Origin of the sequence: Methanosarcina sp. WH1, from assembly GCF_000970005.1 — an archaeon.
Taxonomy (GTDB): domain Archaea; phylum Halobacteriota; class Methanosarcinia; order Methanosarcinales; family Methanosarcinaceae; genus Methanosarcina.
Genome location: NZ_CP009504.1, coordinates 3,383,048 through 3,399,015 on the forward strand (window position 1 = coordinate 3,383,048; position 15,968 = coordinate 3,399,015).

Genomic DNA, 15,968 nt, shown 5'->3' on the forward strand with positions numbered 1-15,968 from the left:
TCAATTTTATTTCAGATAGGCAGATTTCACTGGATCAGGCTTTTTTTTGCAGGATTTTTCAATTTCAGTTCACTTTTTTTATTTTTATTTTCCTGAAGAGGGGCATTTTCCGATTCTACCGGAAGGGTGAAGGTAAAAGTACTTCCTTTTCCTATCTCTGATTCAACCCAGATCCTCCCTCCATGAAGATCTACAAAGTTTCTGACAATATATAATCCAAGGCCGGCCCCGCCGTACCCGCGGGCAGCAGAAGAATCTGCCTGTGTAAAAGGCATGAATATCTTTTCATGGCTCTCCTTTGAAAGCCCCATACCATTATCCGAAACCTTGACCTCAAGAACTCCTTCTTTTTTACAGGCACTGATGATGACCTTTCCTTTTGCTGGAGTAAACTTTATGGCGTTGCTGACCAGGTTGTAAAGTATCTGCCTGAATTTTGTCATATCAGCTCGAACATTTCCCACAGAAGGGCCTATATCCAGTTCAACGGTGATTTTCTTGACCGAAGCAGGCGAAAGTAGGCTCACTCTCACTTCCCCTATAAGGCTTGCAACATCCACTTCCTCATATTTGAGGGTATTTTCACCAGCTTCAAGCCTTGAGATGTCAAGCAGGTTGTTAATAATCTCCAGCAGGCTTTTCCCGCTTATCAGGATATTGTTAACGTATTTTGCCTGTTTTGTATTCATGGGCCCAAAAGCTCCTTCCAGCAACAGGTCAGAAAAACCTATTACTGAATTGAGAGGAGTCCGAAGTTCATGGCTCATATTCATTATGAAACTGTTTTTTGCCCTGTTTGTGGCTTCAGCATCTTTTTTTGCTTTGAGAAGGGTGGTTTCCAGCTCTTTATGCCCGTTTAAGTTACATGTATTCACCAGATATCCCCATTTGTTATTCCTTTTAACGAGAACACCCTTTTCCTCCACCATCTCAAGAAGTGCACTGCCTGATAATTCTTCAAGTGGAAAAGTGGAGAGAAATGTGAGATTTACTCTATTACCCTGACTGATTTCTTCATGGATTTTTTCTAACCCTTCAAAGCAGGTTTTGAAGGAGCTTCCAGCCCCCTTTACATCGAGATTCGTTCTGAATCCAGAAACCCCTTCAGAAAGGGCTTTTCCACTTTTTTCCTCCGTGAGTTTTTTTACTGCAGATTCGAGCAGGAGAACACTCTCCGAAAGTGTGCCGGCTGGCATAATCTCTAATTGAGATGAAGTGATGTATTTCCCAACATCCACTCCTGCCTTCTTAAGTTCATTTTCTGCTTTTTCGGCTGCCAGCGAATCCGGGATAAGCCAGAGGCAGTGATCTCCTCTTTCAATTCCTTGTTTAAAATAAGCAACAAGTAGTTCTGTCAGCTCTTCGATATCGCTATATACGGCGGAGAGCTGGGAGCTCTGTGGAATGCTTGAAAAAAGTTCGGGGTATTTGTCAGTATTTTTTATCAGAATCTTTCCCCCTCCATGTGTTATACAATAGTGCATCTTTCAGCACATAGTCCGGGTTTGAATGGGGCATGAGGCAGAGGCTGAAATGACAACTTTCAGCACTCTAAATCTAGTTTAACATATTTGAAATAAGTTTATAAAATATTCAGGATGATATATCCTATTTATCTATTATTTGGTCTTAACTTTCAGTATTTCCTACACATGCTTTTCTTTCTTATCATATAACATTAGCATATATAAGAAATGTGCTAATTTACAATGTTTTGAGATTGGCTCATTTTTAAACACTTCCGTTGCATCAGAGAACCATTGATAACAGAGCACCCATCCTACATTCAACAGCAAGCACATCCTAACATATAAATATCTTTGATTATTATTTTTTTGTAAGTTCAATTGAAAATCAGTGTCATCCAGACTATATATTTAATCCGATTTATCATTTATTCTATCTAGTATATACATATATATTAATGAGGATATGATTAACATTTAGTAATTTTTGATTTAAATCGAATATTAAAAGTTCTGACAAAATCGGGACCAACAGAAAAATTGAATGGATTTTTACGTCTACCTGTAGAAAGCAGTACCTATAGAAAAATTTCCCATTTATTTCAACAGTGATTTATTATATATTTGTAGATTAATACCTATAGGGGTATATTATCACATTAGTATCTACTGAGACATATTTGTACAATACCTATTGGGGTATATTATCACATTAGTATCTACTGAGACATATTTGTACATCAATATCCAGGGGGTTTTTGGAAATTAATCATAAATTGATTGCCTGAGGGCTGAAGCCCCTTAAGTCCCTCTATACCTGCGTCAACTACCCCTGAGCTAAAGACTCAGAGCGTGTCTTGAAATAAAATTTGATTCTACAATGGTGACAGTAATTATCATTTGAGCTAAAAAAATGGTTTGAATTTTAAGACAGCCTATCAGGGGTTTCCTGCTGGAAATTTATGAAGTTTCATTCCAAAATCAAACTCTCCAAAACTTTAAAATGGAAGGGTATATGCTGAAGATAAAACAAGCTATCGGTATCTCTCTTGGGAGCATAGCAAGTGCAAAACTTCGCTCAATCCTGACAACCCTCGGCATCGTCATAGGTATTGCGGCAGTAGTTGCAAATGTATCTCTTGGGGAAAGCTTCAATGTTTTTTTTGAAGAGGAGATAAATGCCCAGGGTTCCAATTTTATTATTATTTACAGCAAGGAACCTAACCTTTTTTACAACAACGAGCTTCAAATAATCAAAAAAACCCCCGGTATCAGTGGAGTTTCTCCCATAAAACAGCAGCTTGGGGAAGTAACCTCCTTCTCCCAAAAGAAAAATATCGACATCGCAGGAGTAACTGGAGATTATGAAGATACTGCTAACATCATTATGGAAAGTGGCAGTTTCATAAGCAACCAGGATGCGTTTTCTGCAGCAATCGGGTCCGAAGTTGCAAACGAAAAATTCGATCGGAACATATCCACCCGCAGTTCTATAGACATTACCCTGCGTCTGGAAGGGGGCAGAACGGTTACCCGGAAGTTCAAGGTAAAGGGCATCATTGAAAGCCCTGGTACATCTTTCGGAGGAGGGGGAATCGAAAGGGACACGAGCATTTTTATTCCAGTATCAACCATCAACCAGATGCTCGAAGAAGATGATTTCTCAGCCTTTTTTGCCATGTCCGACAACATTGAGGATTTGGACGTTATTTCGGACGAGGTAGATAAACGGCTTGCCCGGAACTTTGGAGTCTCTTCACGGGATATCGACGATGAAGACGCAAAACCCTACAGGATTTTTAATCAGGCAGATGTCCTTGAACAGACGAATAAGCTTGCGAATTCTCTTAAAAATTTTCTGGTTGTAGTAGCCCTGATCTCTCTGCTTGTGGGGTCTATAGGGATAATGAACATCATGCTCGTCACAGTTACGGAACGTACCCGGGAGATTGGAATTATGAAGGCGCTTGGTTTTTCAGGCGCTGATATTCTTCTGCTCTTTCTCATAGAATCCATCATCCTCAGTCTCTTCGGAGGCCTCCTGGGGGCAGGGGTGGGAGTTGGAGGGGCTTATGCCGCCACAAGCATCCTTAACCTTCCTTTCATTTATTCTCCTTACACTTTTGAGGCAGGTCTCATCGTTGCTATAATTGTAGGCGTTGCCGCAGGGGTTTATCCCGCAAGCAAGGCCGCAAAATTGGCTCCGGTGGATGCTTTGAGGTATGAATAAACGACTACTAGATTTGCCTGCTTTTTACCCCCCATCCATCGTTTTTCTGCTTTCAAATTTTCCTTTATTGTACCTATACCCACTGGATTATTTTCAATTCCTTTTTAATTAAACCGTACCTTCCACTTAAAATTCTCGCATGTGATTTATATTCCGTGGGAATTATATGTATACCAAGATATTACTCAAACCGGAATACTAATTACATCTCGGAAGAATTTCAATTTACTTAACCTCTGAGGAGGATGAAAGAATGGAAACTGGAGAGAAAAAAGCCATCGGAGCCAGGAATTTCCTTTATCCTATGCCCACTATCCTGGTGGGTGCCGATGTGAACGGAAAGCCAAACTACCTGACAATTGCTTTTTGCGGAATCGTTCAGGCAAGTCCTCCAATGATCGCAGTTGCCCTGGGAAAAATGCACTATACAAATGAAGGAATCAGGGAAAACAATTGCTTCAGCGTAAATATTCCTTCCAGATACATAGTTGAAGCTACAGACTACTGTGGTATGGTTTCCGGGAAAAAGGTAGATAAATCCAGCATCTTCAAAACTTTCTATGGGAAGCTCAAAAAAGCTCCAATGATCCAGGAATGCCCTTTAAACCTTGAATGTAGGCTCGTGGATACTCTGAACTTCGGCGGAGCCAACGAGGTTTTCATCGGCGAGATTGTGGAAAGTTATGCAGAAGAACAGTATCTCTGTAATGGAGTTCCTGATATAGAAAAAGTAGAACCAATTGTTTTTTCAATGTACGACAATAACTACTGGGGAATCGGAAAGCATCTGGGTAAAGCATGGGGCGTGGGAAAAAAGTTCAGCGAAAATATAAATGAGAAAAGAAACAAAAATGAGAGATAGAAAAAAGGATCTACTTATCACTTCTATCTTTGCAAGTGCTGACAAAAGGTTTTGAAAACTATTTGGAGGATTCTGAGCCAAAGAGAAGACGGCTCACCAATATTAATAATCATGGGGCAACAGGGGGTTGTTATATGAAAGTAACAGTGTTCAGCGGGAGCCATAAGGGCCGGGAAGGAAATACTCTCCTTATGGTGGAAGAGTTTCTGACAGGAGCAGAAGAAGCCGGGGCAGAAACTGAAAATATTATCCTTGCCGAGAAGGATATCAGGTACTGCACGGGGAAATTTGAGTGCTGGCTCAAGACCCCTGGAAAATGCATTATTCGAGATGATATGGACGATTTGCTTCCTAAGTTTATGGCTTCGGATATTGTAGTCTTTGCATGTCCAGTATATTTTGAGAATGTTCCTTCCATAATGAAAAATTTCATAGACAGGCTTGCTCCTGTTCTTCTGCCTCACTTTGAGGAGGATGAGATGGGTGAATACAGGCACTCTAAGCGTTACGAAAAGTATCCAAAATTCGTTGTGCTTTCGAATGCCGGACTGCCCGGACAGACAAATTTCGAGGTAATGCGTCTATTTTTCAGAAGATTAGCAAGAACTTTTCACACCGAACTGATTGCAGAAATCTACAGGGGAGAAGGAGAAATTTTCAGGGGCAAAAAAAACATCATACTAAAACCTCTGATAGGAAAATACAACAAACTGCTCAGATCTGCCGGGAAGGATGTTGTTGAAAATCAGGCATTTTCTGAAAAAACAGTTAAAGACCTTGAAAAACCAATCGTACCTCCGAGCCTGTATATAAAATTCGGAAATGAGGAATGGGACCGGCTTGTAAATGAATCTCAGGAAGAAGGCAAATAAATCTGATGCTTTTTAATCCGTCCCTGCTTATTGGACAATCTGGAGAGGATGAGATCAATTGGCAACGCCGAAATAAAATAAGAAAAGAGTCTTGAACAGACTCTCGAATTACTGGCTTTCTAAGTTGCCTTCAATGAGGTCTTCCAGGCTATGTACCATGTAAGGAGCATTGCTCCTGTTGAGAAGCTCCTGGCAGACTTCAATCGGCTTTCCATCCATTACAATAGCTCCCTTCTCGATCAATACCGCCCTGTGGGCAACTTCCCGAACAAAATCCATGTGGTGGCTCACGAGTACAATGGTAGTGCCAAAGCGTTTATTGATCCTTTTTAATGAATTTGTCACGTCCCTGAGGGTTACAGGGTCGAGGTCCCCGAAAGGTTCGTCGAGCATAAGGTATTCGGGAGAAGTAGCAAGGCTCATGGCAATAAAAGCCCTGACATGTTCTCCTCCGCTTATCTGGTAAGGAGTTTTGTCAAGAACTTCCATTTGCAGGTCAAGGGCTTCAAAGACCGGTCTTGCATAGGCATCGACATCAGTGGCCGGAACTACAGGGAAAAGTTCGGAAAAAACCGTGTCATTGAGATCCATCTCCCTTAGTGCAGCAGTCTTTTCTTCTTCAGGCATATCGGGCAGGCGGTAGATAGTGTCCAGAGTCTCATCCGAAAGTCCTATTTCCTGGGCTTTAGTTCTCGCGTATTCAATTGCACCCTGCTTTTTCATGCTCAACCTGAAACGGATCTGTTCCCTCACAGTGGAGTTTACGGACATTGAGAATTCCTGGTTCATAACACTCATAATCCGCCTGAGTTCCATGCGCTTCTTGCTGTATCCGGTAACATCTACCCAGTCCCCTCTGCATAAATATTCAACAAATCCGCTTTTTGGCTGGACCAATCCTTCCATTAATTTCATAATGGTTGTCTTTCCAGCTCCAGACGGACCGATAAATGCCAGGATCTCTCCTCCATAAACATCGAGAGAGAAGTTTTTGATATTGAGGACCTCCCCCATCCGGAGAAGGGAATAGCGTTTTGAAATATCCCTTACTTTAATGCAGGTTTCCTTATTCCCGGACTCTGAGAGTTCTTCCCTGGGTTTCAGGTCCCTAAGGAAGTTTTTAAGAACCACGGCAGGTTCTCCATCAGCTGCAATTTTCCCGTTTTCAAGGAATATAAGCCTGTCTGCAAGATAGGCGTGGATTTCAGGAAGGTGGGAGACCACTATAATCGGAATATTCAGTTTTTCTTTCAAGCCCTTTATCACATCAAGGACTTCCTGCTTTGTATCCGGCCCGGTCATTGTTACAGGCTCGTCCAGGAGAAGGACTTTGGGTTTTGCGGCAAGCTGTCTCGCCATTAAAACTCTCTGCTTTTCCCCTCCGCTGAGGAGATTGGTAGAGTGAAGGGCTTTGTGTCCCAACCCCACAAGTTTCATGTACTCCATCGCCTCGGCAAAGAGCTCTTCATAATCTTCAGTCTCATTATGCGGGAGAGCTTCATGACCTATTCGAAGGTAATTCAGTTTCCTTATGACGTTTTCTATCGCAGGTCCGTTCCAGAGCCCGAAATTTCGCTGGAGGTGTATTGCGGTTACGCTTTTCAGGAACTGTTCTCCTTCAATCCCTGAATCGGGGGTTACAGTTTTCCCCTCAATTTCCACAGTTCCTTCATCGAAGGACTCAACTCCCCGGATAATTCGGAGTAGGGTAGATTTCCCACTTCCGCTTCTACCTGTAATTCCGAGAATCTCTCCGTCCTTCACCATGAGGTCGATATGGTCCAATACCCTTATTTTTTTGGAACGTACCTCATAATCCTTTACCAGATTGGAAATCCTGATCATAATTATATCTCTTAGTGTTTATTGCAAATTAAAGAATCCTGTAGGTTTCTGCAGACTTTATATTTACTGCACGAAGATTTGTCTGCTCTAAACATACTATTTTCAGATCCTTTCATATTAATAGAACATTTTGCGTTGACAGGATAATGATACTAAAATAAGAGTCAGATATTACCTTTAAAACTATTTATTACAATCTGCTGCCTGTAAATTGATGCTGTTACATATCCCAGAAAGTTAAGCATTAGGATAGTTTCTAAGTATAAAAACGGTTTCAGAAATAAAAAGTTTCGGTATAAGTAAGGATTGCAGTGAAGCAAAATTTAGAGCCCCGCTCTTTCAACCAGGAGATCTGCTACGTGTTTTGCGTCTTTGAATGGAAAATCATTTTCAGAAAGAAGGCTTTTCGCCTCTGCCGCCGTGACCTCCGTACCACCTATCATACATGTTGTGTCCAGCCCCTCGGGTAAAGCAGCAATCAATTCCTCCAGCGTATTGATTGGAAATTTTGCACCCCTAAGGATTTCCAGAATCTGTGAATGGACTTCTTCTCTTACTTCCATATTTTTCCCCCTATTTTGGACATTTTCCTTTTGTGAGTTTATGGTCTAAAGAATCATAATTCCATGATATCTTATTTGGAGGTTATTATTATATTCAGTGAACTACCACTCAGCTAAAGACTGAGTGGCTTCTTGGTTCATTCCTCCCTCTATTGAGGGCAAGTCCCCAAGCTCATCCCCGTAGTCCCTACGGTGTCATAATCCAATTAGATTCTGATCTATGAGAGCGAATTTTTTGATATTGATAGCGGCATTAATGTCTCTATCGTGTTTGGTTTTACAGTCTGGACAAATCCATTCTCTGTCTTTTAGCTGAAGCTCTTTATTGTGGTATCCACACACACTACATAGCTTAGAAGAGGGTTCAAATTGTCCTATTCTCAGGACGGTTTTTCCAAACCATTGAGCCTTATATTCCAACTTTGTTACAAAACTACTCCACGCAGAATCACTTATAGCCTGTGCTAAGTGATGATTCTTAACCATGCCTTTAACATTTAGAGTTTCCAGAGCTACAGCTTGGTTTTCGCTAACAAGTCTAAAAGAGAGTTTGTTCTGGAAGTCATTTCTCTGATTTGTTATTTTGTCATGGAGTACAGCAAGTCTTCGTTTAGCTTTTGCCCTGTTCTTAGAGCCTTTCTGTTTCCTTGAGACTCTTTTCTGTAATACTTTGAGCCTTTTAAGAGAGTTTTTCAAGTACTTTGGATTCTCAACCTTTTCTCCTGTTGAAAGGACAGCAAAGTCTTTGATACCTACATCAATTCCTACTGTTGTTGATTCTGTGAAAGCTTCCTTTACTGGAAGTTCTTTTCCATCTTCAACAAGGATACTGATGTAGTAATGTCCTTTACATGTCCTTGATACCGTAGCCGTTTTAGGCTCTCCTTCAAACTTCCTGTGAAGAACTGCTTTAATTGGTTCTATTTTAGGAAGCTTAATAGTATTATTTTCAAAGTTTACAGTGTAGTGTTGAGGTACAGGGAAAGACTGTATCGGATTCTTTTTTGATTTGAACTTTGGAAACCCTGTTTTCTCTCTAAAGAATCTAGTGAAAGCGGATTCAACCTGCTTAGTCATCCCCTGTAATGATTGAGAGTTAACTTCTCCTAACCACTCATTAGAAGCCTTTAGAGTAGGAATTAATTTGTTTAAGTCAAATCTGGAAATTGATTCCCCTGTCTGCTCATAAGTTTTAATTTTCTGGTCAAGTGCCCAATTATAGACAAATCTACAGCTACCTATATGCTGATTCAATTGAATAGCTTGTGTAGTTGTAGGATAGAGTCTAAATTTGAACGCTTGCATCATACAAAGGCATTATATGCTTTAACAATATATATACTTTTTGATAAATACGAAGTATGAAACACGGAATCATAGCAAATTTTTGATAATGTATCATGTTATTTTTGTTTGCAAATACCGAAAAGTCATACTTGAACCAATTAGCGAAGAACTCAAACAGATTATGAGTGACAGTTCAAAAGAGTCTAACTTTGAAATCCTTGAAATGGAAACTGACAAAGACCATATTCATTTCTTGATCAAGAGTGAGCCGAAAGTTAGCGTTTTGTCAATTGTCAGAAAATTGAAACAAGAATATACTAACAGGTTATGGAAAACTCAAAAAGAATATCTGAAAAAGTATTATTGGGGTGAGAATACGTTATGGAGTGATGGTTATTTTGCGTCTACTATCGGAAATGTAAGTAAAGAGGCGGCAGAATATTACATACGGAATCAGGGTTGAAGTTGACGCTTATATCCCCTGAGCTAAAGACTCAGGGGTTTTACGCTTCTTCATATAAAGATAGCTTATGCTTTCAAAGGCAGGGTATTAAAAAAATAAATAGATATTTAAAAAAGAACAGTTGAATATAAGGAATTTTTATTTGGATACTTAAAAAGCAGGCAGCACACCTTGAATACAGATTTACGGGAGTTCAGTTTTTTATGGCTGATACAATCTCAGCCACCTTTGCAGTTACGTCCTTTACTTCTTCAACAATCGTGCCGGTAACGATCATGTCCGCACCTGCAGAAACACAGAGCTTTGCGGTTTTTGCGTCTCTGATCCCGCCACCAACAATAAGTTTGTTTTTCCCGAGTACGTGTTTGACAGCTCCTATCATTTCGGGGTTGACAGGCTTATCGGCTCCGGACCCTGCTTCCAGGTAGGTATAGTGCATTCCAAGGTATTTGCCTGCAAGGGCATAAACCACAGCAATTTCGGATTTCTTCCGGGGGATCAATTTTGCGTCCCCTACCCAACCAACAGTGCCTCCAGGTTCAACCACAAGGTATGCCATAGAGATTGGTTCAATCTGGCTCTTGTATACAAGCGGAGCTCCAAGTACCTGGTTTGTGATCACATACCCTATGTCCCTGGAATTCAGGAGGCTCATAAAAAATACGGCATCTGCATAACTGCTGAGTCCGGCTGAACTTCCTGGGAAAAGGATGGTGGGAACATTTACCTTTTCTTTAATCTTTAACACAGTTTCATCTAATATGGTTCCCGACGCTCCGGTTGAGCCCCCTATCAGGATGGCATCAGTGCCTCCTTCAACTGCTGCAAAAGCAATATCAGCAGCTCGTTCAGGCGTTTGGGACGCCGGGTCGATAAGAGTAAGATGAACTTTTCCACACTGTTCAATAATCTTCTGGAGGTGTGCTTCCACCTGCAAAAAAGATCATGCTCCCTTGGATTCCTTAGATTTCACGCGAAGAGCACCGTAGCCACATTTTCTGCAGCGGGTTGCCCGTATGGCATTTCTGGCATTACACTTCATGCAGATTTTTTTGTTTAATAATCTTTCTTCGGCTTCTGGAAAACGACCCATTTTTGTCACCTGCTATTATTTTTTAATATTGATACGGTAGATAGCCCGCATAAAGGATGTTAAGGCATATAATGTTTTTCATTAAAAAATTACGCTACCTGCTGAGTTTGTAACCCTTTATTCTCTTTCACCTGCCCAGATTTTGTTCATCCTATAGACTCAAAGTTTATTTATTGGTTCTGTTGTTTATTCCGTACCCTGCCAGCTGAAGTTAACAGCTGTGAAACAGTAATGGAACGGTAATGATAATTTGTGAAGTTAATATTGAAACTTCATATTGCCAGAAATCCTTTAAGCTAAGGATATTTAGCCTAAAGGGTAATTTAGCCTAAAGGATAATTTAGCCTAAAGGAATTCAGGAAAAAAATATTATTCAGACAATTAAAAACTAAGAACAATTAAGGCTTAAAGTAGACCCGGGATAAAATAAAACTCCCGATTCCAGTAAGGTGATTGATGTGGCTATTCATCCAATAGAATACCGGTACGGTACAGCAGAAATGAAATATGTATGGAGTCAGGAAAACCGACTTGCCAAAATCTTACAGACCGAGGCAGCCCTTGCCCGGGCAGAAGCGGATATGGGGCTTATCCCCGCAGAAGCAGCTGAGGTCATCTCCGAATGCGTTACCTCTGTGAAGGCTGAAAGGGTTAACGAAATAGAATCTGAGATCCACCACGACATGATGGCAGTTGTTGTTGCGATTTCGGAACAGTGTAGAGAAGATGCAGGAAAATGGGTCCATTTCGGAGCCACTTCAAACGACATCCTTGACACGGCAACAGCTCTCCAGATAAAGGACGCAATTGATATCCTGGAAGATAAACTCAAACTCCTGCTCAGAGTTCTGGTAAACCAGGCGGAAGCCCACAAGAACACAGTTTGCTGCGGAAGGACACATGGACAGATAGGCGTTCCCACAACATACGGGCTCCGTTTTGCAATCTGGGCTTCCGAGATTTCAAGACATCTGGACCGCTTATATGAACTCACTCCGAGAGCCACCGTAGGGCAGATGACCGGAGCTGTCGGAACCCAGGCAGCTTTTGGAAAATCCGGAATCCTGATACAGAAACTTACAATGCAACACCTCGGAATCGGGACTGTGGACGTCTCAAACCAGATCATCCAGAGGGACAGACATGCTGAGTTTGTCATGTGGATGGCAAATACTATTACTACTCTGGAAAAAATCGGCATCGAAATCAGGACTCTTCAGCGCAGTGAAATCGCCGAGGTTGAGGAAAGCTTCGGGAAAAAGCAGGTTGGTTCATCTACCATGCCTCACAAGCGCAACCCAATAAAATCCGAGCAGATCTGCGGGCTTGCACGGATAGTAAGAGCAATGATTGAGCCTGAACTTCTTAACAATACCCTCTGGGACGAAAGGGACCTTACAAATTCCTCCTGTGAACGAGTTGTCTTCCCGGAAGCCTGTGTGCTTACGGACCATATCATTAAACTCGGTATCACTGTGCTTGAAAATCTAAGGTTTTATCCAGAAAATATCCGCAGGAATCTGGATCTGCTAAGAGGCCTGAACATGGGCGAAGCTGTAATGATAGAACTTGCAAAAAGAGGTGTAGGCCGGCAGGAAGCCCATGAACTTGTCCGGAATGCAGCGATGGTAGCCCATGAAACAGGGCAGCATTTCAAATTGGTACTTCTGGATATGCCTTCTGTTTCAAGGTACCTGAGTGCAGGAGATATTGAGAACCTCGTAAATCCTGATAAGTATATAGGAACAGCAGTGGAACAGGTCGAAACGCTCGTTGTAAAACTTCGTGAAGCTTATTCCCTCTGACCTCTTCCTTTTCATTATTCTTTTCATTATTCTTTTATCCCACTTTCCGCAGTATTTTTCGTACATTCATTATTTTTCTTGCTATCGATTTTTGTCCTAACGTGAATTTCTCGGATTTCTATGCAGGAGTTAAAAATGGCTATACGGTATGTTCAGAGACCAAAAAACTTAGTATTCAATTTTTATTCAAATTTCAGTTTGGGTATATTAATTGAGAATTTTTGAAAAACGCTATCGGAAAAAATATTGATTTTCAAAAAATACTGCGGAATGTAGGTTTTATAAAAGAGCATGTTTGTATATTGAGGTTTTTTTGCCTGTATTTCCAAAAATATAAGATTACACAAAAATAGGAAAAGTATCAATTGCCCGGTATAATTATAGTTGGAATTAAATATAAATATTTATATCAGATGAATTCAATGATTAATAGAAGGCTTCATCAAACGTTTCATCCAAATTGGGTGATTGAGGCATCTAAAAAATAGGCGTTTCGTAACTTAAAAATCTATTTGGGCTAGATGTGGTAGCTGATTTCGGTGTGAAAGTGGATTAGATGCCTCATTAACTCCTATGTAAAGGTTATTTATAAAATTTGTGCTAGTTTTACTCCATACTCTTTCTAAAAGATTCATTCCCCCAGTCTCTTTTTCAGTAGTTCTCTTCTCTTGTTCAGCATATTGCCTGTCATTAAATATCTCAGCCTTTAAGGCGTCATTCAAAGTAGAGGTCAAGGTAGATATTCTTTCATGCGTCTTCGGTTAAGAGGGGAATCACGATAAATTGCCCTATTTCTGCAACATTAGCCAAAAACATATATTTATGTGAAGTTGGAATAAGGCATCGATTTTAGTTTCGATGTCCAAAATTTGAGACTAACTTTTGCTCTAAAATCGATGGCAACAGGCAAGAATATTTCTTAACCGATGACCAATGGATATTCTTTCTATCTGGCTTACTTCCTGCCAATTTCCTGTCATAATCTCTATATGTCTGATTTAGCAAAACAAATATGTACAGTATTATCTTAGGATTACAGAATAATCATTACAGAATTATCTTAGAATTACAGTATTATCTTAGGATTACAGAATAATCATTACAGAATTATCTAATGAGTATCCTACTGATGCCCTGACACGAATAAACCTGAACAAAAAGAGAGAATTTTTTGTAGAGATATTAAAGCTTTTGAGTTTTAAGAAACTTTAATGTCTGTTTCTATACAAAATTTACTTCTTCTGCTAAATGTGATCGCTAACCCAAGTTTTATTTTTAAATATAAATATAAATATATTTATATGAGAGGTTTCTATCCCAGTCAGCGTTGTTTTATGTGGTATTGAGGCATCTAAAAAACGGCGTTGCGTAACTTAAAAATCTATTTGGGCTAGATGTGGTAGATGATTTACGGTGTGAAAGTGGATTAGATGCCTCAATAATTCTTTATGAGGAGGTTATTTATATAATTTGTGTTTATTCTGCACACAACCGTCCAAAACTTCCTTTTTGTTAAAAGGTTACTTAAAAGGTTACTTCTTACTTTTACTTTGAATTCACAAACTGGTTTTTATATATCTTGCTTCTTCGACCCTTTTTCACTCCGAATAGTTATTCAAATATTTGGAAATAAAGAGAGTAATGCTGAACGTTACTTAGAACTTAGAAATATCATTATATAGGTTCGCCCATCAGCATTACTTTTTGCAATTATATATACAAGGTTCAAAATAACGTTTTTCTACATCAGAAGAACCTTATGCTGATCCATTAACACTCAGATCAATCTGACTCCTGTTTCTCTGGTTTAAAGACCTCCAGATTCTCCCAGTTAAATTTGTCAGGTGGGCAGGCTCTAATACATTTCTGGCAATGTGAACCTTCACAGAGGTCAGTGCTTATCATAATCCTGCTTTCCTCATCAATTGTAATGGCGTCGTTGGGGCAGACTTTTATGCACTTCTTGCACTCAGGGCAGTCGACAACCATTGTCATATAGGTCCCGACTCTTTCGAGTACATAGAGACCTTCTTCACCAAGAACAGGAATATCTCTTTCCACCCGCTTATCTACCACAGGGTTGGCTATGGGCTCATCAAGTGAGGGAAGACCTTTCTTTTTAAGGAATTTCTTAAACATCTTAAAAGGCATTCCTTCTTCCCAGTACGCAAGTTCAAGGACATAAGCATCCCGGAACTCCGGAGCAGTCGCAAACATTGTGTGAGTGCCTATAATCTGGCTTGCGATATCCTGAAGCTCCCAAAGCCTTTCTTCCGAAAGCAGGATTTCCCTTGCAACAGCAAGAGAGGTGTTCCCGAGCTGAGCAATATTCCCTGTAGAGTAAGGGATCAAGCCAATTTTCTGGGCTTTTTCCGCATCCATATATGTGCCGGCAGCACCTGCCATATACGCCGTATCAATATCTGTCAGTTCTATGCCTGCAACCGCACAGAGTGTGAGATGCCCTGCTCTGATCGCGCCTATGGCTTTTCCGGCTTCTTTGAGGTCTTTTTCCGAAAATGTGATTTTGTTCTGCAGATGAATTAATTCATCCGGGGTTTTGACTTTTGGGAGTTCAACAAGACCGTGCCCAATAGCTTTTTCAAGAAGGGCAATAACCCCAGTACCTGTAATTCCCCTGGCTTTGATCTTTCCCTCTTCCAGGATCTCTCCGGTTTTGGGATCCACAAGATCCCCCGGATCTGGTTTCATCTCTTCATTCAATACATAATTCCTCAATGCTCCATCCTCAAATTCAAAATCAGAAATTGCATAAGGAGAAGCAAGGGTCCCATACTTTATCTGCTGCCCTTCAAGAGCCGGACCTGCAGCCGCTGAGCCTGTATAAATAATGTCTTTTACTTTGAGCGCCATCTCAGCATTTGTCCCATAATCCGTTGCAATCGAAATCTCATCACTGTTAAGCATTCCCGATTTAATTATAAGAGCAAGGGCATCGGCGCCGACTTCATGTTTTATTGCAGGAGGGACGACAACTTCACAGTTAAATTCCTCAAGCCCTGAAATTTCGCTGCTGGATATTATTCTCGCATTCCTGTTCTGTTCCTGTATATTGTACTTCTTTTTCTTCCGTTCCCCTGCATAAGCCAGGTCCTCAATGCTGATTCCCTGGAAAATGGACAACTGGATAGGGTTTCCACAGATTGAAAGTCTATCAAGTTCTCCGCTTTGCACATCAAGGGTCTGGAGGAGGGTCTTTACCGCATTTACGGAAAGCCCGTGCGCAAGATCCTGCCCGTAGTGAATTGCGAAGTCCATGTGATCCATCACATTCGCTCCGGGAAGAGGATTTCTCAATGTTATTACTGTTCTTTTAATCTCCTGTGTATCAAGGTCAATCTTCTGAGCCCGATACCCGCTTGTTCCCAGGTCAATTGCAACTCCATATCTCATACAAACTCCCCTCGCTTAGTTATTTTGCCAGGTGTTTTAACATACTGTAAGCCATTTGGACTATTATG

The 15,968-nt window shown here is 40.7% G+C and carries 12 protein-coding genes; 5 read left to right on the top strand and 7 right to left on the bottom strand.

The genetic code is table 11. From position 1 onward, the window contains the following. Positions 1 to 26 precede the first annotated feature (26 nt). Positions 27 to 1,484, bottom strand: a complete 1,458-nt coding sequence (locus MSWH1_RS14895) for an ATP-binding protein (RefSeq protein WP_082088171.1) — start codon at positions 1,482 to 1,484, stop codon at positions 27 to 29. Between the two features lie 997 nt (positions 1,485 to 2,481). Here MSWH1_RS14895 and MSWH1_RS14900 point away from each other — a divergent pair. The 3 genes from MSWH1_RS14900 (at position 2,482) to MSWH1_RS14910 (ending at position 5,430) form a co-directional block, all read left to right on the top strand. Continuing rightward, positions 2,482 to 3,696: an ABC transporter permease gene (locus MSWH1_RS14900; protein ID WP_048129727.1), complete on the top strand. Its 1,215-nt coding sequence runs from the start codon at positions 2,482 to 2,484 to the stop codon at positions 3,694 to 3,696. Between the two features lie 253 nt (positions 3,697 to 3,949). Continuing rightward, positions 3,950 to 4,558 (top strand): flavin reductase family protein, encoded by a 609-nt coding sequence (locus tag MSWH1_RS14905; protein WP_048129728.1) that lies wholly within the window; start codon positions 3,950 to 3,952, stop codon positions 4,556 to 4,558. 134 nt (positions 4,559 to 4,692) lie between these two features. After that, positions 4,693 to 5,430 (top strand): flavodoxin family protein, encoded by a 738-nt coding sequence (locus MSWH1_RS14910; protein ID WP_048129729.1) that lies wholly within the window; start codon positions 4,693 to 4,695, stop codon positions 5,428 to 5,430. Between the two features lie 108 nt (positions 5,431 to 5,538). On the opposite strand, the gene MSWH1_RS14915 is transcribed toward MSWH1_RS14910, so the two are convergent. The 3 genes from MSWH1_RS14915 to tnpB all read right to left on the bottom strand — a co-directional run bounded on the left by MSWH1_RS14915 (position 5,539) and on the right by tnpB (position 9,146). After that, a complete protein-coding gene (locus tag MSWH1_RS14915; protein ID WP_048129730.1) occupies positions 5,539 to 7,275 on the bottom strand; it encodes an ABC transporter ATP-binding protein in 1,737 nt (578 codons plus the stop codon). A 323-nt stretch (positions 7,276 to 7,598) separates the two neighbouring features. Then, positions 7,599 to 7,838, bottom strand: coding sequence for an MTH865 family protein (locus MSWH1_RS14920; RefSeq protein WP_048129731.1), 240 nt, complete (start codon positions 7,836 to 7,838; stop codon positions 7,599 to 7,601). Positions 7,839 to 8,033: 195 nt separating this feature from the next. Then, positions 8,034 to 9,146 carry an IS200/IS605 family element RNA-guided endonuclease TnpB gene (gene tnpB / locus MSWH1_RS14925; RefSeq protein ID WP_048127540.1) on the bottom strand — a complete coding sequence of 371 codons (1,113 nt, stop codon included), beginning with the start codon at positions 9,144 to 9,146 and terminating at the stop codon, positions 8,034 to 8,036. A 28-nt stretch (positions 9,147 to 9,174) separates the two neighbouring features. Here tnpB and tnpA point away from each other — a divergent pair, with 28 nt between their 5' ends. Next, a complete protein-coding gene (gene tnpA, locus MSWH1_RS14930) occupies positions 9,175 to 9,588 on the top strand; it encodes an IS200/IS605 family transposase (RefSeq protein ID WP_156148205.1) in 414 nt (137 codons plus the stop codon). A gap of 193 nt (positions 9,589 to 9,781) precedes the next feature. On the opposite strand, the gene MSWH1_RS14935 is transcribed toward tnpA, so the two are convergent. Next, positions 9,782 to 10,525, bottom strand: coding sequence for a geranylgeranylglyceryl/heptaprenylglyceryl phosphate synthase (locus tag MSWH1_RS14935; protein WP_048129733.1), 744 nt, complete (start codon positions 10,523 to 10,525; stop codon positions 9,782 to 9,784). Between the two features lie 6 nt (positions 10,526 to 10,531). Beyond that, positions 10,532 to 10,681 carry a 50S ribosomal protein L40e gene (locus tag MSWH1_RS14940; RefSeq protein WP_048129734.1) on the bottom strand — a complete coding sequence of 50 codons (150 nt, stop codon included), beginning with the start codon at positions 10,679 to 10,681 and terminating at the stop codon, positions 10,532 to 10,534. A gap of 458 nt (positions 10,682 to 11,139) precedes the next feature. Here MSWH1_RS14940 and purB point away from each other — a divergent pair, with 458 nt between their 5' ends. Continuing rightward, on the top strand, positions 11,140 to 12,486 hold the full coding sequence (gene purB, locus MSWH1_RS14945) for an adenylosuccinate lyase (RefSeq protein ID WP_048130668.1): 1,347 nt from the start codon (positions 11,140 to 11,142) through the stop codon (positions 12,484 to 12,486). Positions 12,487 to 14,268: 1,782 nt separating this feature from the next. Here the strand turns inward: purB and MSWH1_RS14955 are convergent. Next, positions 14,269 to 15,900: a methylamine methyltransferase corrinoid protein reductive activase gene (locus tag MSWH1_RS14955; protein ID WP_048129736.1), complete on the bottom strand. Its 1,632-nt coding sequence runs from the start codon at positions 15,898 to 15,900 to the stop codon at positions 14,269 to 14,271. Between the last annotated feature and the right edge of the window lie 68 nt (positions 15,901 to 15,968).